Origin of the sequence: Streptomyces sp. NPDC048483, assembly GCF_040651455.1 — a bacterium.
Taxonomy (GTDB): Bacteria; Actinomycetota; Actinomycetes; order Streptomycetales; family Streptomycetaceae; genus Streptomyces.
Genome location: NZ_JBEZJZ010000021.1, coordinates 46,011 through 66,757, shown reverse-complemented (window position 1 = coordinate 66,757; position 20,747 = coordinate 46,011). Strand labels below are relative to the sequence as shown.

Sequence of the window (20,747 nt, the reverse complement as noted above, 5' to 3'; positions counted from 1 at the left end):
CGTTCGGGTCCATCGAACGTTTCCGCACGGTACCGTGCGGCGGTGCCACACGATCGCGCAGCGCCGTACGACCAGGCACCCGCCACAGGACCGGGGCGCCCCCACGACCGCCGGCACCCTACGATCGGCCCATGATCGACCCCCGGCTGCAGACCCTCCGCGTCCTGCACGAACAGGGCACCGTCACTGCCACCGCCGAGGCGCTGCATCTGACGCCGTCGACGGTCTCCCAGCAGCTGCGTCAGCTCTCGGCGCGGCTGGGCCTGGAGTTGCTGGAGCCGGCGGGCCGCAAGGTGCGGCTGACCCCGGCGGCACTGGCGCTGCTCGGGCACGCCGATGCGCTGTTCGCGCGCTGGGAGGAGGCCCGCGCGGATCTGGCCGGGTATGCGGACGGGGTGGCCGGGCGGCTGCGGATGACGGGGGTGGCGACCGCGATCACCGGGGTGCTGGCGCCGGCGGCGGAGCGGCTGCGCCGCGAAGTGCCGCGTCTGGAGGTGGAGATCGGCGAGGACCCGGGCGAGAACCGCTTCGATCTGCTGCTGGCGGGCCGGGCGGACATCGCCGTCGTGATACCCACGCCGGTCGCCCCTCCCCCGAGCTCCCGGCTCCCCTCCAGCAGGGCGGTGCCCCCTCCCGGCGATACGCGCTTCACCCAGTGGCCGGTGCTTCAGGAGCCGCAGGATCTGCTGGTGCCGGCCGGACACCGGTTCGCCACGCGGGCGGCGGAGGGGGTGGCGCTGGCGGAGGCAGGCCAGGAGTGCTGGGTCCGGGCGGGCGATCCGGCCGATCAGCATCAACTGCTGCTGGCCGCCTGCGCGGCCGCCGGTTTCACCCCGCGGGTGCGGCACAACGCCGTGGACTGGTCCGCGGTCGCGGCCCTGGTCGCCCACGGCTGCGGGATCGCTCTGGTGCCGCGGCTGGCGCCGGTGCCGGACGGCTGTCGGGTCGTACGGGTGCCGCTGCGCGGGGAACCCGTCCCGGTGCGGCGGTTCGTGGCGGCCGTACGGCGCGGCAGCGAGCGGCAGCCCCCGATCGCCCGCGGGCTGGCGGCGCTGCGCGCGGCCGCGGGCGAGCGGACCTGACCGCCGGGAAGGGGGTGTGGCGGGCGGTCAGGCCTGCAGGGCCTGCCAGAACTCGTCGAAGGACATCGTGCCGTCGCCGTCGGTGTCCTTGGCCTTGATGACCGCCTCGGCGACCGGGCCGGTGACGTACGGGTCGCCCATCTCGGCCATCGCCCGCTTGAACTCGTCCGGCGTGACCTGCCCGTCCCCGTCCGCGTCGAACCGGGCGAACGTCGCCTTGGCCTGCTCGATGTCTGCCATCAGAGGTGCCCCCTTCGTGGTGCTGCGCACTGCTGCGCCGTCATGTTGCCTGGTGATCTGACCTGCGTACATTAGCGGACCGTCAAGAGGCCTCCGGCTGCGCCCTCCGTCGGGCGAGATACGGCGCCGTACGGCTGCCCGCGGCGGCCGCCACCTCGGCCGGGGCGCCCGCGGCGACGATCCGCCCGCCGTCCGCGCCGCCGCCCGGCCCCAGGTCGATGACATGGTCGGCGCCCGCGACGACCCCCATGTCGTGCTCGACGACGACCACGGTGTTGCCCGCGTCCACCAGGCCGTGCAGCTGGCGCAGCAGTACTTCGGTGTCGGCGGGGTGCAGCCCGGTGGTGGGTTCGTCGAGGAGATAGAGGGTGTGGCCGCGGCGGGCCCGCTGGAGTTCGGCGGCGAGCTTGATGCGCTGGGCCTCGCCGCCGGACAGTTCGGTGGCGGGCTGGCCGAGGCGCAGATAGCCCAGGCCGACGTCCTGGAGGGTGCGCAGGCTGCGGGCGGCGGCCGGGATGTCGCGGAGGAAGCCGGCGGCGTCGTCGACGGTCAGGGCGAGGACGTCGGCGATGGTGCGGTCCCGGTAGGTGATCTCCAGCGTCTCGGCGTTGTAGCGGGCGCCGTGGCAGGCGGTGCAGGGTGCGTAGGTGCCGGGCAGGAAGAGCAGTTCGACGGCGACGAAGCCCTCGCCCTGGCAGGTCTCGCAGCGGCCGGCGGCGACGTTGAAGGAGAACCGGCCGGCGGTGTAGCCACGGGCGCGGGCCTCGTCGGTGGCGGCGAAGACCTTCCGTACGGCGTCGAACAGCCCGGTGTAGGTGGCGAGGTTGGAGCGTGGCGTCCGCCCGATCGGCCGCTGGTCGACGCGGACCAGCCGGTCGATCGCCTCCAGGCCCTCGGCGCCGGTGAGCTGGGCGCGGGCCAGGGGACCGGTGTCCGGCTCACCCTCTCCCGCATCGGACTCGGGCGCCCCCAGATGTTCCCGTACGGCCTCCGCGAGGACCCGGGTGACCAGCGTCGACTTGCCGGATCCGGAGACTCCGGTGACGGCGGTGAAGACGCCGAGCGGGAAGGCGGCGTCCAGGCCGCGCAGATTGTGCAGGGTGACGCCGTGCAGGGTCAGCGCGCCGGAGGGGGTGCGCGGGGTGCGGGCGAGGGGCGGTTCAGTGGCGAAGAGGAAACGGCGGGTGGCCGAGGCAGCGGCATGGGCGAGGCCGGCGACCGGGCCGCTGTGCAGGACCTGGCCGCCGTGTTCCCCGGCGCGCGGCCCGATGTCCACGATCCAGTCGGCGCGCCGCACCACGTCCATGTCGTGCTCGACGACGAAGAGGGAGTTGCCCGCTTCCTTGAGCCGGCCGAGCACGGTGAGCAGGGATTCCGTATCGGCGGGGTGCAGGCCCGCGGACGGCTCGTCCAGGACGTAGACGACGCCGAAGAGGCCGGAGCGCAGCTGGGTGGCCAGACGCAGGCGCTGGAGCTCGCCCGCGGAGAGGGTGGGCGAGGGGCGATCCATGCTCAGATAGCCGAGGCCGAGTTCGGTGAGGACCTCGATACGGGCCACCAGGTCGCGGGCGAGCGTCGGGGCGACCTCGTCGTCCGGCCGCTGCGCGCTGGGGCGCAGCAGGTCGGCGAGGGCGCTCAGCGGCAGGCCCGCGAGAGTGGCGATGTCATGGCCCTCGAAGGTGACGGCCAGCGCCTCGGGGCGAAGCCGTCGCCCGGCGCACACCGGGCAGGGCTCGGCGGCCATGAAGCCTTGTACGCGCTTGCGCAGGGTGTCGCTCTTGGAGTCGGCGAAGGTGTGCAGGACGTACCGCTTGGCGCTCATGTACTGGCCCTTGTAGGGGCGTTGGATACGGCCCACGTCCCGTACCGGGTGCACGGTGACGACCGGCTGTTCGTCGGTGAACAGGATCCAGTCGCGGTCGGCCTGCGGCAGCTCGCGCCACGGCCGGTCGATGTCGTGGCCGAGGGCGGCGAGGATGTCGCGGAGGTTCTTGCCCTGCCAGGCGCCCGGCCACGCGGCAATGGCGCCGTCCCGGACGGAGAGAGCCGGGTCGGGGACCAGCGAGTCCTCCGTGACGCGGTGGACGGTGCCCAGCCCATGGCATTGCGGGCAGGCCCCGGTCGCCGTGTTGGGCGAGAAGGCATCGGAGTCGAGCCGTCCCGCGCCACCCTGCGGGTAGTCGCCGGCGCGGGAGAAGAGCATCCGCAGGGAGTTGGAGAGGGTGGTGACGGTGCCGACCGAGGAGCGGGAGGTCGGCGCGGAGCGCCGCTGCTCGAGGGCGACGGCGGGCGGCAGCCCGGTGATGTCCTCGACCTTGGGTGCGCCGACCTGGTGGATCAGACGGCGGGCATACGGGGCCACCGACTCGAAGTAGCGGCGCTGCGCCTCGGCGTAGAGGGTGCCGAAGGCGAGGGAGGACTTGCCCGATCCGGACACCCCGGTGAACGCGACCAGCGCGTCCCTCGGGATGTCCACATCGATGGTGCGGAGGTTGTGCTCACGGGCACCGCGCACCCGTACGTACGAGTCGGCCATCCCTCCATGATCGGGCACGGTCCGCCGTGCTCCGGCACCCTCAGCCCGCGGCCGTGGCGGTACGGATCCGCTCGCGCGCCTCCTCCCAGGGCACGGGCGTGGCGATCACCGCGCGCAGGGCCCGGACCTGGCGGGGCGGCAGGCCGGTCGCCAGGACGCCGACGGCGTTCCCGTCGCGCCCGTAGAGGGCGACGCTGCGGCGCTCCGCCCGGTCCAGCACCGTGGTCTCCACGCGGTCGGCGCCCGTGGTCAGCCCGTATGCCTGGAGCTTGACGGCGTACTGGTCGGACCAGAAGTACGGGACGGGAGCGAAGGGGCGGCGCTCCTGGGGTTCCGCGCCCTCGACACCCTCCTTGGCCAGTTCGGCCAGCAGGTTGCGGGCCGCGGCCATCCCCTGCTCGCCGGCGTGCATCCGGTGCTCGAAGCGCAGCGGCCGGCCGTGCACCGGGTGCTCCCAGCGGGCCACATCGCCCGCGGCGTAGATGCCGGGGGCGGCGGCGCAGTACGCGTCGCAGCGCAGCCCGTCGGAGGTGTCCAGGGCCGGGTCGCCGGCCAGCCAGCCGACGGCGGGGGTGGAACCGATGGCCAGGAGCACGGTGTCGGCGGGCAGCCGGGTGCCTCCCCCTCCCCCTCCCCCGGCGGCTACGCCCCCATGGGCCAGCCGTACGCCGGTGACGCCGCCCCCGGTGGTCTCGAAGCCGTCGACCGCTCCCGTACGCAGCGCTACGCCGCGCGCCCGGTGCTCCTCGGCCAGCAGTTCGCCGACCTCGGTGCCGACGGCCGCGGCCATCGGTGTCGCGTCGATGCCGACAAGGGTGACGTCATGCCCCAACTCGCGGGCCACCGCGGCCGCTTCGCAGCCCAGGACGCCATTGCCGACGATCACCAGGCGGCGGCCGGTGCCGGTCAGCCGGGCGCGCAGGGCCAGCGCGTCGTCGAGGGTGCGCAGGGTCTGCACCCCGGTGATGCCCTCGGCGCCGGGCAGCGTGCGGGCCGCCACGCCGGTCGCGATGATCACTCCGGCGCAGGCGAGGGTCTCGCCCCCGTCGAGGGTGAGGGTGCGGGTGGCCACGTCGAGGCCGGTCGCGCGGGTGCCGAGCCGCAGGTCGAGGCCGAGCGGTGCGAGCTGCTCCTCGGTACGCAGCAGCAGGCGTTCCGGCTCCCATGCGCCGTGCAGCAGCTGCTTGGACAGCGGCGGCCGGTCGTACGGCAGATGCGGTTCGTCGCCTATCAGCGTCAGCGGGCCGGTCCAGCCGGAGCGGCGCAGCGCCTCGGCGGCGGCGAGCCCGGCCGCCGAGGCGCCGACGACGGCGATGGGCCGGGCGGTCACGCGTGGACCTCGATGACGGCGGCCGGGCAGATGGCGGCCGCTTCGCGGACCGCGTCGTGCTGCTCGGCGGGCGGCTCGGCATCGAGGAGGACGACGATGCCGTCCTCGTCGCGCTGGTCGAAGACCTCGGGGGCGATCAGTACGCACTGACCGGCGGCGCAGCACTTGTCGGCGTCAAGGGTGATCTTCATGGCGGTAACTCCGTGGGGATTGTGGGAGGTTGGGCGTGGCTGGTGTCCGGTTACCAGGTGACAGGCAGAGCATGGCATCCGTAGATCGCCATGTCGGTACGGAACGGGATCTCGTCCACCGGCACCGCGGGCCGCAGCGTGGGGAAGCGGCGCAGCAGCGTGCCGATGACCACCTGGAGTTCGACGCGGGCCAGCGCCTGGCCCAGGCACTGGTGGATGCCGTAGCCGAAGGCGACGTGGTGCTGGGCGTTGGGGCGGGTGATGTCGAGGCGGTCGGCGTCGGCGAAGACGCTCTCGTCGCGGTTGGCGGCGGGGACGGCCGCCACGACGCCCTCGCCGGCCCGGATGAGGTGCCCGTCGATCTCGATGTCGGCGGTGGCGACCCGGCGCGGGCCGTTGCGGATGATGCTGTGGAAGCGCAGCAGCTCCTCGACGGCACCGCGGATCAGACCGGGCTCCTGGCGCAGCCGCTCCGCGGCCCCGGGATCGCGCATCAGCGTCAGGGCGCTGAGACCGATCATGTTGGCGGTGGTCTCGTGCCCGGCGATCAGCAGCAGGGCGGCGAAGGCAGCCACCTCGTCGTGGGTGATCTCGCCGGTGCGCTGCTGCTCGACGATCAGCCGACCGAGGATGTCATCGCCCGGGTCCGCCTCCTTCCCGGTGACCAACTGGTCGAGGTAGTCCCGCAGTTCGACGCGGGCGGCCTCCCGCTCGTCGTCCGGGACGGTACGCGAGAGCAGCGTGCCGGTGAGCCGCTGGAAGACATCGTGGTCGTCGTACGGGACGCCGAGCAGCAGGCTGATGACCAGTGAGGGGACGGGCAGGGCCAGCGCCTCGATCAGGTCCACGTCCTCGCCCGCCCGCCGCTCCATGGCGTCGCACAGCTCGTCGGTGATGCGCTGGATCTCCGGGCGCAGCGCCTCGACCCGCTTGACCATGAATTCCCGGGTGACCATCCGGCGCAGCCGGGTGTGCTCGGGCGGGTCCATGCGGATGAAGCCGCGGTTGTGGGTGTTGCCGCCGCCGGTCATGCCGCTGAGCGGGTAGCCGTGGAGGGTCGTGTCGGAGCTGAAGCGGGTGTCGCCGAGGATCGCGCGGATGTCGCTGTAGCGGGTGGCCAGCCAGGCCCAGCTGCCGTCCGGGAGCGAGATCTTGGAGATCGGCTGCTCGGTGCGCAGGGCGCCGAATTCGGCGGGAGGGTCGAAGGGGCAGCCGGCGGGGGGCTGTACGGGGAGCGGCGCGGGTGCGGTGGAAAGTGTCATCTCGCTCATCTCGCTTCTCGCGCGCACACCGGACAGCGGCGTGCGCCATGAGTCGAACGTTCGCCTAACGACTGTAAGGTTACATGTGTAATGCACAGGTAAGCGTGTGCCGGGTGACGTCCCAGGGGGATGCCGACGACCCGTAGGGAGGCCGGCTCAGCGCTCGAGCAACAGCTGCAGCATCTCGTCCACGAACCGGTCCAGCCGCCTGGCGTCCTTGCGGCTCGGCATGACCTGCCAGAGCATGACCCGGCCGTGCACCGCAGACCACAGCACATACGGCGCCTCGGTGCGCGAGCCGCGCACCTGCCAGCCGGCCTCCTCACAGGCGGTCAGCGCATCGTGGAAGCCGCGCACCAGCGGCGCGGCCGGGTGCTGGGCCAGCCGCTCGGGGCCGACCGGGGTCTGCCGGGTCTCGTAGAGCAGGCGGTAGGTGGCGGGGTGCCCGATCGCGTAGCGGCAGTAGGCGCGCAGCTCGGCCCGCAGCCGTGCGACCGGGTCGTCGTCCGCCTTCGCGGCGGCCTCGGACATCGCATGGCCGAGCCGCTCGTAGCTGACCTCCATCGTCGCCCAGACCAGTTCGGTCTTGTCGGCGAAGTGGCGGTAGATGCTCGGCGCCGCGACGCCCGCCTCGCGGGCCACCGCGCGCAGCGACAGCGCGTCCTCGCTGCCGACCTCCTCCAGGAGACGTTCGGTGGCCCGCAGGAGTTCCTCCCGCAGCCGCTCGCCCTGGCCGCGCGGGTTACGGGGCCGGGCGGCCGCACTCTCGCTCACTGCCCTCCGGTCCTTCCCCGGCCTCGCCGATGTCTCTCCGGTACGCGGTGTACGCCGCCTGGGCCGGTCCGCGATCTGGTTCGTGACCAGGGTTTCATACCGCGGCGGCGGCCCGCACCGGAGCGCCGCGGGAGCGTCCGTTCACCACCCCCTGCGCAGCCCCTCGGCGCCGGCACCCCGGCTGAACACCGCCGTGCCGATCGCCGTACGGACGTCCGCATGGCCGGAGGTCCCGGCCAGGTTGCGCACCCGCAGCGGCGGCCCCAGCTCGGCGAGCTGCGGGAGGTATTCCGCCCTGGTGACCCTCCAGCGCTGCCCGGCCCGTTCCGGCGGGGCGAACCGGAAGCGGGCGAGAGTGCCCCAGTTGCCCTCCGGTTTCCTCATGGCGCCGGAGATCTGGTCGCCGAGGCCGTAGGCGACCCAGGTGCCGTTGACCTTCTCGTAGGGCTGGGGGGTGTGTGCGTGGGTGCCGAGGATCAGGTCGATGTCGGGGCGGCCGTCGGTCGTCGAGGCGGTGAGCACGCGGGCGAGCCGCAGTTGCTCATCGGTCGGGGCGGTCCGGTACCCCGTGCCCCAGTGCGGGCTGACGACCACCACATCGGCGCCGGCCCGGCGGGCCGCCCGCGCATCCGCGATGATCCGCCGAGCGCTGATCAGGTTCACCGTCCAGGGCGCGGACGCCGGGCGGCGCTTCTGGTCGGTGCCGTAGGTGTACGCGAGCTGGGCCACCCGCGCGCCGCCCTCGGCCTGCAACAGCGCCGGGCGCACGCCCTCTTCGGCGTTGCGCCCGGAGCCGACGTGCCGCAGCCCGACGGTGTCCAGGGCGTCCAGGGTGCGGATCACGCCGGGCACGCCCTGGTCCAGGACGTGGTTGGAGGCAGTGGAGCAGGAGTCGTAGCCGGTCGCCTTCAGTGCGGTGGCGAGCTGCGGCGGCGCCTGGTAGACGGGGTAGCCGGTGAAGGGGCCGGACAGCGGGCCGAGGGGCGCGGCCAGATGACACAGCGCCAGATCGGCGCCGGAGACGACCGGTTGGATGTCCGCCAGCATCGGCCGGTAGTCGTAGCCGGCGCCCGCCGCGTCGCGCCGCGCCGTCGCGAGCACATCCGCGGAGGACGGGAGGATGTCCCCCGAGGCGACGAGGGTGAAGGCGCGGGCGGCCTTCGTCACAGGGGCTTCGGCATCATCGCGCGGCTTGGCCTTGGCGAGCGGTTGCCGGGCGCTGGGCGGGGCTGGGGGCGGGGTGCCGGGCGGGCCGCCGCAGCCCGCGGCCAGCGCGGCGACCAGGGCGACGGCCGCATACCGCATGTATGCGCTCATGCCCGACACACATACCATGGCTTACCGGCAGGAATCTCCTCGTACCGCTACGGCGCCCGGCGCTCTCCCTCGTACGGCCCCCGCCGGCCCCCTCCCGTCGTACGCTGCCCGGATGGTGCGCACCCCGTACGACCACCACCGATTCCCCGCCGAACTGCCGGTGATACGGCAGATGGGAGGGACCGCGTCCGGGCGGGCCTGGCTCGACCGGCTGCCGGGCCTCGTCCGTGAGGTCGAGGAGCGCTGGGAGCTGCGGCTCGGCGACCCGATCCACGGTGGCAGCTGCTCCTGGGTCGCGCCCGCCGAACTCCCCGGCGGCGGCCCGGCGGTCCTCAAGGTGACCTGGCCGCACCGCGAGGCCGACGGCGAGGCGCCGGGCCTGCACGCCTGGGACGGCAACGGCGCCGTACGGCTGCACCGCTGGGACCGCGCCCGCGGCGCACTGCTCATCGAGCGCTGCACCCCCGGCACCCCGCTCTCCACGACCGCCCTCCCGCCCGCCGAACGCCTCACCCTCGCGGCCGGCCTGCTCCGCGACCTGTGGGCCGCCCCCGCGCCGCCCGACGGCCACCTGGAGCACGTCGGCACGGTCTGCGCCGAGTGGGCCGACATCCTCCAGGAACGCATGCTGCGGCTGCGCCCCGCCTACGACCCCGGCCTGGTCGCCCTCGGCGCCGACCTGTTGCGCACACTCCCGACGACGGCCGCCCGGGAGGTCGTCGTGCACGGCGACTTCAACCCGGGCAACGTCCTGGCGGCCGGGCGCAGCCCCTGGCTGGCCATCGACCCCAAACCCATGGTCGGCGACCCGGCGTACGACCCCTGGCCGCTGCTGATGCAGATCGATGCCCCCTTCGCGCACCCGGACCCGCGCCCGGTTCTCCGCGAGCGCTACGCGCGGGTCGCCGAGGCACTGGGCGAGGACCCGGCACGGCTGCTCGCCTGGTCGGTGGCGCGGAGCGTGGAGAGCGCGCTGTGGAGCGCCGATCACGACGATGCGGAGGGCGGAGCCGAAGAGTTGACGGAAGCTCGGGTGCTGGCGGACCTGGCCGGGCTGTGACTCCTTGCGGCGGGCCGGGCTCCCGGTAGGCCGAAAAGGCGCTCTGGCCACGCTCCGGCCGGTTCCCGCATAACTGAGGCGGTGATCCGGCCTCGGACAAGCGCACCCACCGCACCCACCGCACCCACCGCACCCAGGGAGCATGTGCCGTGAAAATCTTCCTCTCCACCGACATGGAGGGCACCGCAGGCGTCGTGGACTGGACGCAGTGCCGTCCCGCGGAGCGCGAATACGCCTACTACCGGGGCCTGTTGCAGGAGGAGGTCAACGCCGCGATCGAGGGCGCGCGAGCCGGCGGAGCGACCGAGTTCCTGGTGAACGACGCCCACTCGGCAATGACCAATCTGCGGCCGGACACCCTCGCGGGCCGCGCCCGCTATCTGTCGGGTCGTCATAAACCGCTCTACATGATGCAGGGCCTGGACGCCTCGTTCGACGGCGTCTTCTTCGTCTCCTATCACGGCTCGATGTCGGGCACCCCGGCCGCGCTGTCGCACACCTACAATCCGCGGGCCATCAGCGAAGTGCGGCTGGACGGTGTGATCGCCGGGGAGAGCGGCATCAACGCGCTGGTCGCGCTGGGGCACGGCGTACCCGTGGTGCTGATCACCGGTGATGACACCACGGCCGCCGAGATCGAGCCCTTCTGTCCCGGGATCCGCAGCGCCGTGGTCAAGTCCTCGGTGTCCCGATTCGCCGCGGACAGCCTCCATCCCCTGACGGCACGGGAACTGATCCACGAGGCCGCAGGCGAGGCCGTACGGACGCTGCCCCGGGCCGCCCCGCCGCGCATCGCGCTGCCGGCCACGCTGACCGTACGGTTCCGCAATCCGGACCTCGCCGAGATGGCCACCTGGATCACCGACGTCGAACGCACCGATGCCGTGACCGTCCAACTGACCGACGGGGACCCGATCCGGCTCTACCGCAGATTCGTCACCGTCGTGATGCTCACTCGGGGCATCGCGGAGTGACGGCACGACCGATGCGGGGGGGAGCGGGAGCGTGACGACAGGGCCTGGCTAGGAGGCGCTGATGCAGAAGGGCTGCCCGGACAGGTCCAGCAGTACCGTCCAGTGCTTTCCGCCCGGCTGATATCCGGGCTTCGTGGCACCCAGGGACAGCAGCCGCTCCTCGGCGGCCGCGACGTCGTCGAAGGAGAGGTCGAGATGGAAGACGAGCTCGTCCGCCGGCCAGTTGGGGGCCTGGAAGTTCTGGGCGGTGTAGAAGACGTAGCTGGTCGTGCCGTCGCTGATCATCGCCGCCGTGTCACCGTAGGTCTGGGTGACCCTCCAGCCCAGGGCGGCGGCATAGAACGCGGCCAGCTCCTTGCCGTCGTGCCCCCAGAACGCCGCACACTTCACCTGCGCCGACCCGCCGGCCATACCGTTTCCGCTGCTCATCGCGCCGCTCCTCGATTCCGGTGCGGGCCGCGCCACTCACCGCCCGCACCACCGACGCTAAGAGCCGAGTAGGACACGGGATGTCCGCCATGCCGGGCTACCGGACGGCGGCGGCCCGCCGGTCCGCCGCCGTCCCCGCCGCGTCGTAACCGTCCGCAACACCCGGCACCAGAACCACATCCCCCTCGATGTGCCGGGTACGCAGCGGCAGGATCTCCTGATACGCGGGCGAGTCGTACCAGGCGCGGGCCGCGTCCATGTCCGGGAACTCGATGACCACGACAAAGCCCGGCCAACTCCCCTCCCGTACCTCGACCTTGGCGTTGTGGACACGGAACCGGCCACCGAACGGGTCCATGGTCGCCTGGATCTTCTCCAGGTAGACGGCGATGTCGGGGTGCGGTGCGGCGGCCGGGCGGAGGTGGGCGATGCCGAATGCGGTCATGGGGCTGCCTTTCTCGTGGTGCGCGGAGGTGCGCCGACGTCCACGTTTCCAGCCGGGGCCGCACGGGTCGATGACCTCCGAGGTCATGACGTCTCCCCCGTCTCCTCCATGGTGTTGACGTCAGGGGCCCGGTACGCGACGTCGGCGCAGGCGGTGGTGCTGCCGCAGCAGTGACCGGCCCCAGGTCCGCGCGCTCAGCCCAGCGCCGCCAGCTCCGTCCCGGCGAGCAGGAATCCCCCGACCCCGAAGTCCGCGGTGGAGTCATAGGTGACCGGTTGGCCCGATTCCGGCCGGTCACCGACGGCCTGGACATAGCCGAGGAAACCGTCGGGGTGCACGGCGGTGCCGACCATGGCATTCCAGGCGCGGGCGACGACGGGTCGGAAGGCGCCGTGCGGCACGAGCCCGGCGCGCAGTGCGTAGGCCGTCCCGTAGGTGAAGAACGCGGTGCCGCTGGTCTCCGGCCCCGGCAGATGCGCGGGGTCGGCGAGGTTCACATTCCAGAACCCGTCGGAGCGCTGGACAGCGCGCAGCGCGTGGAGTTCGCCGACGAGGGCGGCGCGGTAGGCGCGGACGGGGGCGAAGGTGTCCGGGAGTACGGCCAGCACCTTGGCATGCGCGCCCGCCACCCACCCATTGCCGCGCGACCACAGAACGGGCTTGCCGTTCGGCGACGCCATTCCGCCGGGCAGGAACCGCTTGTCGCGGTACCACAGCCCGCTCTGCGGATCGCGCAGCCCCGGGCCTCCCTCGGCGCTCTTGGTGTGGGTGTAGAGCGCGTGCATGGCGTCCCAGTACGTACTGTCCTCGCGCAGCGCGCCGAGCCTGGCGAACGGCGGCATCGCCATGTGCAGCGCGTCGTCCCACCACCAGTCGTCGTGCTTCTCGGCCGAGGTGTCGACCATGCGGCGCAGCGAGTCCTCGATGGCGGCGATCTTGGCCTGGTCGGGCGAGGCGTCCAGCCCATAGAGGTCGAGGTGGACCTGCCCGGCGCAGTGGTCGTCGGCATGCCGGGTGGTGACGCCGTTGTGCAGCCCGTACGCATGCTTTTCCGCCCAGCCGGCGGCGTATGCGCGATAGCGGGGCTCACGGGTGAGGCGGTGCAGGGCCATCAGCCCGCTGAAGAAGGTGGCGCGGGCCCACTGGTTGTCGCCGGGGTCGGCATGTGACCCGATCCAGTGGTCGGCGACCTTGCGCAGTACGGCGACGATTTCGGGGCGGGGCGGCAGCCGGTCGGCGGGGCGGCGGGCGGGCAGTGCGGTGCCTGCCGCGCATGCGGCGCCGGTAGCGAGGAATTGCCGGCGTTCCATGAGGTCACACCTCTCAACCGGTATCGGTCATATCCATGAACAATGTTCCTGTGAATGACTCTGCCGGGTCATGGTGGCAGCCAACTCCGCGGTACGGAAGAGGCGCTGCACACCCGGCTGCCGCCCCCGTATGCCTCCGGGATGGCCGATCTCCACGAACTCCTGCTCACCCTCGACCTGCCGGACGGCCTCCCGTCGCAGGACCTCACCCTGCTGCGGCGGCATCTGGACGAGGAGCTGCTGTCCTCCCGGGGCCCCGCCGCGCGCATCGGAGGAACGCTGATCGTCGACCTCCGCCGCAGCCCGCACGGCTGGGCCCCCACCGCCCGCCAAGAGGTGCATCCCGACGAATTCCCCGAACTCCAGGACCCCTTGACCTGGCTCGCCGGGCGGACCACGACGACCGGCGCCATCGGACATCGTCGCTTCTACGAGAACGATGTCCCCCATGGCAGCTGAAGCCCATGAACGCGCCGTGGCGGCCCTGGGCAGGGATTCTCGATCGCCTCTCGTGACGAGGTGCGCGGACCACAGGGAGACTCGTTGAAGACACCCTCCCCACCCACCCAGCCACTTCGCTCCTGCTCGCCGGCTCCTTCGCCGGCCCCGACCTGCCCGACGCCTACGCCCACCGCACCAACGAGTACGTCATCCAGGAACTCGGCACGATCGACGAGGCGTTCTGCACTCTGGACGACTTCGACCAATCGATCCAGGACAGACCGACCGAGGACTTCCAGACCCTCCCGGAGATCTTCGGTACCGCCGACGACCCCAAGGACGCCCAGGCCGAAGCGCGCCGAGCAGTGACCGGAACCGACCAGCTCACCAACGAAGCCCGCCACCAACGAAGCCCACCACCAACTGTGCACGGATGAAGGCACAGTGCAGTACCGCAACGCTCTCGACGGTTTCCTCCCGGAGTACGGCGTCCAGCCCACCACGGAAGCCGGAGTCACCGGCCCCGACGGCACCGAGAAGATCCAGAACGTCTGAACCACGCGCGTCACCCGCTTCCAGTTCACTCTCGAACTCTGGCTCCCCACCCCCCAGGTGAAGCAGTCACACTCCTGCTGTCCGCAGGGAGGACGGGGCTCGCTGCGCCTGGACCGGCGCACCGCAAAACGGAGGGCCTCCCGCGCGCAGTGGTTCTGCCCGGGAGGCCCGACAACCCGGCGAGGCGCCGTGCCAGGCGTTCCGAGCCGGACGGGATGCGACGACACCACCTCGGCCGACCCGCCCCCTGCCCCTCCGCTCAGATCGCGCCGTCCCGCCCCGCCCAGTACGGATCCCGCAGCCGCCGCTTGAAGAGCTTGCCCGACTCGTCCCGCGGCAGCTGTTCCTCGAACACCACGGCCCGGGGCACCTTGTACCCGGCCAGCCGCTCGGCGACATGGGCCCGTACCGCATCGGCGCCGAGCACCACGCCCGCCTCGGTCTGCAGATGCGCGGCGAGCACCTCGCCGAACTCCTCGTCCGGGATGCCGAACACCGCCGCGTCCCGCACCCCGTCGAGGCTGAGGAGAGCGCCCTCGATCTCCGCCGGGTAAATGTTCACGCCGCCGGAGATGACCATGTCGTTGCGGCGGTCGCTGAGGTAGAGGTAGCCGTCCGCGTCGAGATGGCCGATGTCGCCGATGGTGACGTATCCCGGGAGGCCCGGCGCTTCCATCGCGGCGCGCTTCGCGGGGTCGCCGAGGTAGGTGAACCGGGGCCAGTTGTCGGAGGGTTTGAGGTAGATCTCGCCGGTGGCGCCGGTCGGCACCGGCTCGCCGTCGGGCCCGAGGACGGCGACCCCGCAGGTCCCCTCGGCTCGGCCGACCGTACCGGGGTGGGCCAGCCACTCCGCACTGTCACACCACGTCACGGCGCCGGTCTCGCTGCCGCCGTAGTACTCCCGCAGCACCGGTCCCAGCCAGTCGATCATGGCGTGTTTGATATGCGGCGGGCAGGGCGCCGCGGCATGCACCACCGAGGTGAGCGAGGTGAGGTCGTAGCGCTCGCGTACGTCCTTGGGCAGCCGCAGCAGCCGTACGAACATGGTGGGGACCATCTGCACCTGCTCGATACGGTGCCGTTCGACCAGCCGCAGAAATTCCTCCGCGTCGAAGCGCGGCATCAGAGTGATGTCCAGGCCGGCGGCGAGCGCGAGGACGGCGTGCTGGCTGGGGGACGCGTGGTAGAGCGGGGCGGGGATGAGCGTACGGCCGCCGGGGGCGACGGCGAAATACTCCAGGAAGGACTGCACCGCGTCGGTGAGCTGCTCCTGGGGGACGGGTTCGCGCAGAACTCCCTTGGGACGTCCGGTGGTTCCGGAGCTGTAGATGACGGTGGGCGGACGATCCGCGGCGGCCTGCGCCAGCGGCTCGTGGCCCGCCAGCCAGGAGTCCAGGAGGGGGTACGCGCCGGTGGCGGCCGGCGCGGCAACGCCGCACGCGGCCGCGACACCGCCGGGAACCGGGACCTCGACGACCCGTACCCCCTCGGGCAGTACGGCGGTCACCGCGCCCAGCATGTCGCTGTGCACGAACACGGCCTTGCTGCCGCTGTCGGTGAGCACATGCCGTAGATCATCGTGCTTGAAATGCCAGTTGACGGGCACCGCCGAGGCACCCAACTGCGCGGCGGCCACGGTGATTTCGAGATGGGCGGGCTCGTTGCGCAGGACGACGGCGATTCGGTCGCCCGACTCAACCCCCATGGCATGAAGGCCCGTTGCGATCCGGGCGGCACGTTCGAGGAACTCGGGATAGCCGCGCTCATGGCCGGCGGAGCGGATGGCGGGCGAGGACGCGGCAGAGGCGACGGGGTCGTCCATGGTGCCTCCCATGTATGTCGGCGGCGCCCATTGAATAGCCGACTGCGGCGGATTTCCAGACCGCGGCCGGTTCTGCTGACGCGATGTCAGTGCGGGGTGTGTGCGGTACGCACGACGTGCATCCGACGCCCCCACCCCCTGTTACATCCGAGGTATCCCGTCACACCACCGCCCCAGGGGCGCCGAAATCGCCACCGCTTCTCCGTCATCCTCCACGGTCCTCCGATGTTTGACGCTCCAAGGGCTTCCCATAGGTGCTCCGGGGACAGCACCATGCGGGGACCTGCCGTCCGAAGGAGCGAACCATGCGCCAGCGCACACGACGCTTCCGGCTGTTGGGCGTCATGGGGGTCTTGAGCGCCCTGCTGCCGACCCTCGGCCAGCCCGTGGCCGCGGCAACGCCACCGTCCGGCCCCGGCACCAACCACGCGACCGACGACCCCTTCACCTCCTCGCGGACCTCCTGGTGGCGCCAGGACCGCTTCGGGATGTTCATCCATTTCGGGGCGTACTCCAACCTGGAGGGCGAGTACACCCGGCCCGACGGCACGGTCTGCCGTAACGCCGAGTGGATCAAGCGCGAGTGCAAGATCCCCGACGAGGTGTACGAAAAGCAGGCCGCCGGCTTCAATCCGGCCGAATTCGACGCCAAGGCGATCGTCCAGGCCGCCAAGGACGCCGGCCAGCGCTATATCGTCATCACCGCCAAGCACCACGACGGCTATGCGATGTGGCCCACCCGGCAGAACACCTGGAATCTGCGCGACCACTCCTCCTTCGACCCGCACCGCGACATCCTCGCCGAGCTGAAGAAGGCCGCCGACGCCGCCGGCATCAAGCTCGGCTTCTACTACTCGATCTGGGACTGGCACGACCCCGACTTCGCCGACCCGGCGACCTTCCCCCGCTACAAGAAGCGGATGTACGGGCAGCTCAAGGAGCTGATCGGCGCCTACGATCCGGCGCTGCTGTGGTTCGACGGCGAATGGGACGCCGACAACCCCACCAACACCTGGTCCCGCCGGGACGGTGCCGACCTCCAGGCGTATCTCCACGGCCTCGACCCCGGCCTGATCGTCAACAACCGTGTCGGCAAACGCGAGGTGGTCGACGGCGACTTCGGCACGCCGGAACAGGAGATCCCCGCCGAGCCGGTCGACGGGCAGCTGTGGGAGAGCTGTATGACGCTCAACGACCACTGGGGCTTCGCCAGGTACGACACCCACTGGAAGTCGTCGGCCACGGTCGTCCGCAACCTCCTCGACGTCGCAAGCCGCGGCGGCAACTACCTGCTCAACGTCGGCCCGGACCGGCTCGGCCGCATTCCGCAGCCGTCCGTGGACCGGCTCCGCGAGGCCGGCCGGTGGCTGAGCGCGTACGGGCAGGGGGACGCGGTGTACGGGGCCGGGCACACCGGTCTGGTCGCGGACCCGTCCTGGGGCGCGGTCTCGCGCCGGGGCAAGGAGCTGTACGCAGCCGTCACCTCCTGGCCCGCACCCGGCAGCCCGCTGCATCTGACCACCCAGGTCCCCTTCCGGGTCACCTCGGCGGAGGTGCTGGGCAGCCCGCAGCACGTGCAGGTCAAGGCGGCGGGCGACGGCTTCGACCTCACCCCGTCCGGCCCGGCCACCGGCCCCGCCGCAAGCGTCATCCGGCTCACCATCGAGCCGCCGGCGGCCGCGCCCGCGGGCACCGGAACGGGGCTGACGGCGCAGACCTGGGCGAACGACTCCTTCACCGGGCCACCCGCGGTGACCACCGTCGACCCGACCGTGAACAAGGCCTACCGCTTCGACGGCTCCCCGGCCCCGGCGGTCCCCGCCGACCACTTCAGCACCCGCTGGACCGGCAGCATCCAGCCGCGCTTCACCCAGACGTACACCCTGACCACCGTCTCCGACGACACCGTACGGGTGTGGGTCGACGACAAGCCGGTGATCGACAGCGCCGTCCCGCACGGCCCGAAGGTCGACAGGGCCACCGTCACCCTCGAGGCCGGCCACCGGCACCGCATCCGGATCGACTACACGGAACGCACCGGGGAGGCTCATATGAAACTGCTGTGGTCCAGTCCCAGCCGGCCGCAGCAGACAGTGCCGCAGCGGCAGCTGTACGCCCGCTGACCGCCGACGCCCTGCGGAAAAGAATTCCCGCCCGTTGAGCTGTTCGGGTCATCGGCGCCCGCCGGGACGCAACTCCGCCCGCGCGCCGTGCGCCGTCACCCCCGCTGTCAGTGCCCCCTCCTATCCTCGGGGAGCATGAACCATGACGAGATCCTGCGCACCCACGGCGAGGCCCTCAAGCTCTTCGGGAACCGGGTCCATGCCGTCGGCGACGACCAGTGGGAGGACCCCACACCGTGCACGGAATGGTCGGTGCGCGATCTGGTGAACCACCTCACCGCCGAGCAGCTGTGGGTCCCCCGCCTGGTGCGGGACGGCGCCACCATCGCGCAAGTGGGCACGGATCTCGACGGCGATCAGCTGGGCGTCGACCCGGCCTCGGTCTGGGACCGCGCGGCGGTGGCGGCCGTGGCGGCGTTCAGCGCACCGGGCGCGATGAATCGCACCGTCCATCTCTCCTACGGCACCAGCCCGGCCGATGCGTACTGCGCCCAGATGATGGCCGATGCGGTGGTGCACGCCTGGGATCTCTCCCGCGCGATCGGCGCCGATGAGCAACTGCCCGACCACCTGGCGACGGCGGCCCTGCGCGAGGTCGAGCCGTACGCCCCGGGCCTCGGCGCCTCCGGACTGTTCGCTCCCGCGATCGAGCCCCCGGCCGACGCCGACGACCTCACCCGGCTGCTGGGCCTGCTGGGCCGCCGGCCCTGACCCCGCACACGCGACAGGGAGCGGCCGCGTGCCGGCGCCGCTCCCGTCGATCCGCTTCCTTCGGCCGTTGCACCGCAGCCGGCCGATGACGCGCGATCAGTCGATCTCGCGCGATCAGTCGATGCCGCGGAAAATGTACGGCTCGGCGGGGTCGTCGTCGCAGCCGGCGAGGCGCACGGGGACGCAACGGCCCCAGACCTCGAGGTTACGGACTTCCTTGATACGACCTGGCCGGTCACCGTGCTTCGACCGGGGCTGCTTGTACTGAGCCTTGTGCAGTGCCACCACGCACTCCTTCATTGAGGTAACGGTCCGACGCGGTGGCGCCTTTTTCACAAACCGGGAGGTCAGCCAGGGTTTGTGGCGGTCCCGCGACGGGCCAATGGTGTTGGCGTCGCCCAGAAGGGTCGTCCGTCGACCACCAGAGTATCGACGTCCCCCGCCGCGCGCTCGGCATTTTCCGGCGATCCAGGCAGGTTGTCGGGCGGCGGAAACAGCACTCCCCGGTTGCCGATTTCGTTTGGTTTCTTACGATCTCTCGGCGCTCCCGCGGTTGCAGGATCGGTCCCGGCGGCCGCGCGCCTGTCCCCCAGGTGGGCGGCCGTAGTGCTACCCATGGGCGGGTGGAATGGTTCGCGGATCCCGGTTACTGGCTCGGGCGGCTTGTGTTCCAGCGGATGCTGGCGGTGATGTACCTCGTCGCGTTCGTGGCGGCGGCCCGGCAGTTCCGGGCCTTGATCGGGGCGCAGGGGATGCTTCCGGTACCCGAGTTCGTGGCGCGGGTCCCGTTCAGGGCGTCGCCGTCGGTCTTCCACCTGCACTACTCGGACCGGTTCTTCGCCCTGTGGTCGTGGGGCGGGGCGGCGCTGGCGGCAGCCGTTGCGGCGGGGGCGGCGGACGCCGTGCCGCTGTGGGCGTCGATGGTGATGTGGGCGGCGCTGTGGGCGATGTATCTGTCCATCGTCAATGTGGGGCAGACCTGGTACAGCTTCGGCTGGGAGTCGCTGCTGCTGGAGACGGGCGCGCTCGCCGTCTTTCTCGGCAACGCCGCAACCTCTCCCCCGGTGCTCGTCCTGTACCTGCTGCGCTGGGTGCTGTTCCGGGTGGAGTTCGGGGCCGGGCTGATCAAGATGCGCGGCGACCGCTGCTGGCGCGATCTGACCTGTCTCTACTACCACCACGAGACGCAGCCGATGCCCGGCCCGCTGAGCTGGTTCTTCCACCGTCTTCCCAAGCCCCTGCACCGCGTCGAGGTCGCCGCGAACCATGTGGCCCAACTCGGCCTGCCAGTACTCCTCTTCACCCCTCAGCCGGTGGCCGGATGGGCCGCGTTCGCGATGGTCGTCACCCAGCTGTGGCTCGTCCTCTCCGGCAACTTCGCCTGGCTGAACTGGCTCACCATCACGCTGGCCCTGTCCGCCATCGCCCCCTCGTGGTGGCCCCCGCCCACGACGCCCGCCGCAACCCCGCTGTGGTTCGAGGTCCTCGTCCTGACGGCCGCCGCACTCGTGGCCGTCCTCAGCTACCGCCCGGCACTCAACCTGCTGAGCCGCGCACAGCGCATGAACACCTCCTACGAGTCCCTGCACCTGGTCAATTCCTACGGCGCCTTCGGCAGCATCACGCGGGTCCGCCAGGAGATCGTCGTGGAGGGCACGGCGGACGCCGTGACCGGCCCCGACACCACCTGGCTCGCCTACGAGTTCCACGGCAAGCCGGGCGACGTCCGCCGGCTGCCGCGCCAGTTCGCCCCGTACCACCTCCGACTGGACTGGCTGATGTGGTTCGCGGCCCTCTCCCCGGCCTATGCCCGGTCCTGGTTCGGGCCCTTCGTGGAACGCCTGCTGGAGAACGACCGGGACACCCTGCGTCTCCTGCGGACCAACCCGTTCCCCGACACCCCACCGGCCCGCGTACGGGCCCGTGTCTTCCGGTACCGCTTCACCACATGGCAGGAACTACGCGAGACGGGCGCATGGTGGCACCGCGCGGAGCTGCGGGACTTCCTGCCGCCGGTGGCGTTGTCACCATTGCCACCGGCGTCGGCCGGATCGCCGATGCCGCCGACTCGGCGAACCCGGCCGCTTCAGTGATCCCGGCCGCCGCACGCTTCCCGATCGGCCGGGCGAACCCGGCCGCGCCGGT

Annotated in this window: 19 protein-coding genes; 7 read left to right on the top strand and 12 right to left on the bottom strand. The window is 71.8% G+C overall.

Features of this window, described 5'->3' with window-relative positions; genetic code table 11:
- Positions 1–131: 131 nt before the first annotated feature.
- Complete coding sequence (locus AB0D04_RS14205; RefSeq protein WP_362702719.1) at positions 132–1,082, top strand: LysR family transcriptional regulator; 951 nt, start codon at positions 132–134, stop codon at positions 1,080–1,082.
- Between the two features lie 27 nt (positions 1,083–1,109).
- Here AB0D04_RS14205 and AB0D04_RS14200 read toward each other — a convergent pair whose 3' ends face one another.
- The 7 genes from AB0D04_RS14200 to AB0D04_RS14170 all read right to left on the bottom strand — a co-directional run bounded on the left by AB0D04_RS14200 (position 1,110) and on the right by AB0D04_RS14170 (position 8,732).
- Entirely contained in the window at positions 1,110–1,322 is a 213-nt protein-coding gene (locus tag AB0D04_RS14200) for an EF-hand domain-containing protein (protein ID WP_362702717.1), read from the bottom strand.
- Between the two features lie 82 nt (positions 1,323–1,404).
- A complete protein-coding gene (gene uvrA / locus AB0D04_RS14195) occupies positions 1,405–3,858 on the bottom strand; it encodes an excinuclease ABC subunit UvrA (protein WP_362702716.1) in 2,454 nt (817 codons plus the stop codon).
- 40 nt (positions 3,859–3,898) lie between these two features.
- Positions 3,899–5,188 (bottom strand): FAD-dependent oxidoreductase, encoded by a 1,290-nt coding sequence (locus AB0D04_RS14190; RefSeq protein WP_362702714.1) that lies wholly within the window; start codon positions 5,186–5,188, stop codon positions 3,899–3,901.
- Positions 5,185–5,379 (bottom strand): ferredoxin, encoded by a 195-nt coding sequence (locus AB0D04_RS14185; RefSeq protein WP_362702712.1) that lies wholly within the window; start codon positions 5,377–5,379, stop codon positions 5,185–5,187. The genes AB0D04_RS14190 and AB0D04_RS14185 overlap by 4 nt, the downstream gene beginning before the upstream one ends.
- Before the next feature lie 50 nt (positions 5,380–5,429).
- The gene (locus AB0D04_RS14180) at positions 5,430–6,641 is read right to left on the bottom strand and encodes a cytochrome P450 (RefSeq protein ID WP_362702776.1); all 1,212 of its coding nucleotides are present in this window, start codon (positions 6,639–6,641) and stop codon (positions 5,430–5,432) included.
- A gap of 156 nt (positions 6,642–6,797) precedes the next feature.
- Positions 6,798–7,415 (bottom strand): TetR/AcrR family transcriptional regulator, encoded by a 618-nt coding sequence (locus AB0D04_RS14175; protein WP_362702711.1) that lies wholly within the window; start codon positions 7,413–7,415, stop codon positions 6,798–6,800.
- A 141-nt stretch (positions 7,416–7,556) separates the two neighbouring features.
- A complete protein-coding gene (locus AB0D04_RS14170) occupies positions 7,557–8,732 on the bottom strand; it encodes a CapA family protein (RefSeq protein ID WP_362702709.1) in 1,176 nt (391 codons plus the stop codon).
- 112 nt (positions 8,733–8,844) lie between these two features.
- On the opposite strand from AB0D04_RS14170, the gene AB0D04_RS14165 reads away from it, so the two are divergent.
- Positions 8,845–9,792 carry an aminoglycoside phosphotransferase family protein gene (locus tag AB0D04_RS14165; RefSeq protein WP_362702707.1) on the top strand — a complete coding sequence of 316 codons (948 nt, stop codon included), beginning with the start codon at positions 8,845–8,847 and terminating at the stop codon, positions 9,790–9,792.
- 149 nt (positions 9,793–9,941) lie between these two features.
- On the top strand, positions 9,942–10,766 hold the full coding sequence (locus tag AB0D04_RS14160; RefSeq protein ID WP_362702705.1) for a M55 family metallopeptidase: 825 nt from the start codon (positions 9,942–9,944) through the stop codon (positions 10,764–10,766).
- Positions 10,767–10,814: 48 nt separating this feature from the next.
- Here AB0D04_RS14160 and AB0D04_RS14155 read toward each other — a convergent pair whose 3' ends face one another.
- From AB0D04_RS14155 to AB0D04_RS14145, 3 genes are all read right to left on the bottom strand, one after another.
- On the bottom strand, positions 10,815–11,195 hold the full coding sequence (locus AB0D04_RS14155) for a VOC family protein (protein WP_362702704.1): 381 nt from the start codon (positions 11,193–11,195) through the stop codon (positions 10,815–10,817).
- A 97-nt stretch (positions 11,196–11,292) separates the two neighbouring features.
- Complete coding sequence (locus tag AB0D04_RS14150) at positions 11,293–11,640, bottom strand: DUF1330 domain-containing protein (RefSeq protein ID WP_362702774.1); 348 nt, start codon at positions 11,638–11,640, stop codon at positions 11,293–11,295.
- Positions 11,641–11,834: 194 nt separating this feature from the next.
- On the bottom strand, positions 11,835–12,950 hold the full coding sequence (locus AB0D04_RS14145; RefSeq protein ID WP_362702702.1) for a glycoside hydrolase family 88 protein: 1,116 nt from the start codon (positions 12,948–12,950) through the stop codon (positions 11,835–11,837).
- A 54-nt stretch (positions 12,951–13,004) separates the two neighbouring features.
- Between AB0D04_RS14145 and AB0D04_RS14140 the strand changes: the two genes are divergently transcribed.
- Complete coding sequence (locus AB0D04_RS14140; protein WP_362702700.1) at positions 13,005–13,409, top strand: hypothetical protein; 405 nt, start codon at positions 13,005–13,007, stop codon at positions 13,407–13,409.
- A 796-nt stretch (positions 13,410–14,205) separates the two neighbouring features.
- Here the strand turns inward: AB0D04_RS14140 and AB0D04_RS14135 are convergent.
- Positions 14,206–15,768 carry an AMP-binding protein gene (locus tag AB0D04_RS14135; RefSeq protein ID WP_362702698.1) on the bottom strand — a complete coding sequence of 521 codons (1,563 nt, stop codon included), beginning with the start codon at positions 15,766–15,768 and terminating at the stop codon, positions 14,206–14,208.
- Between the two features lie 305 nt (positions 15,769–16,073).
- On the opposite strand from AB0D04_RS14135, the gene AB0D04_RS14130 reads away from it, so the two are divergent.
- Together AB0D04_RS14130 and AB0D04_RS14125 are read left to right on the top strand one after the other, a co-directional pair.
- Positions 16,074–17,891, top strand: a complete 1,818-nt coding sequence (locus AB0D04_RS14130; RefSeq protein ID WP_362702696.1) for an alpha-L-fucosidase — start codon at positions 16,074–16,076, stop codon at positions 17,889–17,891.
- 135 nt (positions 17,892–18,026) lie between these two features.
- Positions 18,027–18,602, top strand: coding sequence for a TIGR03086 family metal-binding protein (locus AB0D04_RS14125; RefSeq protein ID WP_362702695.1), 576 nt, complete (start codon positions 18,027–18,029; stop codon positions 18,600–18,602).
- Between the two features lie 114 nt (positions 18,603–18,716).
- Here AB0D04_RS14125 and AB0D04_RS14120 read toward each other — a convergent pair whose 3' ends face one another.
- Positions 18,717–18,887 (bottom strand): hypothetical protein, encoded by a 171-nt coding sequence (locus AB0D04_RS14120; protein WP_362702778.1) that lies wholly within the window; start codon positions 18,885–18,887, stop codon positions 18,717–18,719.
- A gap of 338 nt (positions 18,888–19,225) precedes the next feature.
- Here AB0D04_RS14120 and AB0D04_RS14115 point away from each other — a divergent pair, with 338 nt between their 5' ends.
- Positions 19,226–20,695: a lipase maturation factor family protein gene (locus tag AB0D04_RS14115; RefSeq protein ID WP_362702693.1), complete on the top strand. Its 1,470-nt coding sequence runs from the start codon at positions 19,226–19,228 to the stop codon at positions 20,693–20,695.
- Positions 20,696–20,747 lie beyond the last annotated feature (52 nt).

Bases quoted from the DNA above. Each gene is read 5' to 3' on its own strand.
- AB0D04_RS14150 (WP_362702774.1), bottom strand. From the start codon at position 11,640: ATGACCGCATTCGGCATCGCCCACCTCCGCCCGGCCGCCGCACCGCAC.
- AB0D04_RS14170 (WP_362702709.1), bottom strand. From the start codon at position 8,732: ATGAGCGCATACATGCGGTATGCGGCCGTCGCCCTGGTCGCCGCGCTG.
- AB0D04_RS14180 (WP_362702776.1), bottom strand. From the start codon at position 6,641: ATGACACTTTCCACCGCACCCGCGCCGCTCCCCGTACAGCCCCCCGCC.
- AB0D04_RS14165 (WP_362702707.1), top strand. From the start codon at position 8,845: ATGGTGCGCACCCCGTACGACCACCACCGATTCCCCGCCGAACTGCCG.
- AB0D04_RS14135 (WP_362702698.1), bottom strand. From the start codon at position 15,768: ATGGACGACCCCGTCGCCTCTGCCGCGTCCTCGCCCGCCATCCGCTCC.
- AB0D04_RS14145 (WP_362702702.1), bottom strand. From the start codon at position 12,950: ATGGAACGCCGGCAATTCCTCGCTACCGGCGCCGCATGCGCGGCAGGC.
- uvrA (WP_362702716.1), bottom strand. From the start codon at position 3,858: ATGGCCGACTCGTACGTACGGGTGCGCGGTGCCCGTGAGCACAACCTC.
- AB0D04_RS14205 (WP_362702719.1), top strand. From the start codon at position 132: ATGATCGACCCCCGGCTGCAGACCCTCCGCGTCCTGCACGAACAGGGC.
- AB0D04_RS14140 (WP_362702700.1), top strand. From the start codon at position 13,005: ATGACTCTGCCGGGTCATGGTGGCAGCCAACTCCGCGGTACGGAAGAG.
- AB0D04_RS14155 (WP_362702704.1), bottom strand. From the start codon at position 11,195: ATGAGCAGCGGAAACGGTATGGCCGGCGGGTCGGCGCAGGTGAAGTGT.
- AB0D04_RS14200 (WP_362702717.1), bottom strand. From the start codon at position 1,322: ATGGCAGACATCGAGCAGGCCAAGGCGACGTTCGCCCGGTTCGACGCG.
- AB0D04_RS14130 (WP_362702696.1), top strand. From the start codon at position 16,074: ATGCGCCAGCGCACACGACGCTTCCGGCTGTTGGGCGTCATGGGGGTC.
- AB0D04_RS14185 (WP_362702712.1), bottom strand. From the start codon at position 5,379: ATGAAGATCACCCTTGACGCCGACAAGTGCTGCGCCGCCGGTCAGTGC.
- AB0D04_RS14125 (WP_362702695.1), top strand. From the start codon at position 18,027: ATGAACCATGACGAGATCCTGCGCACCCACGGCGAGGCCCTCAAGCTC.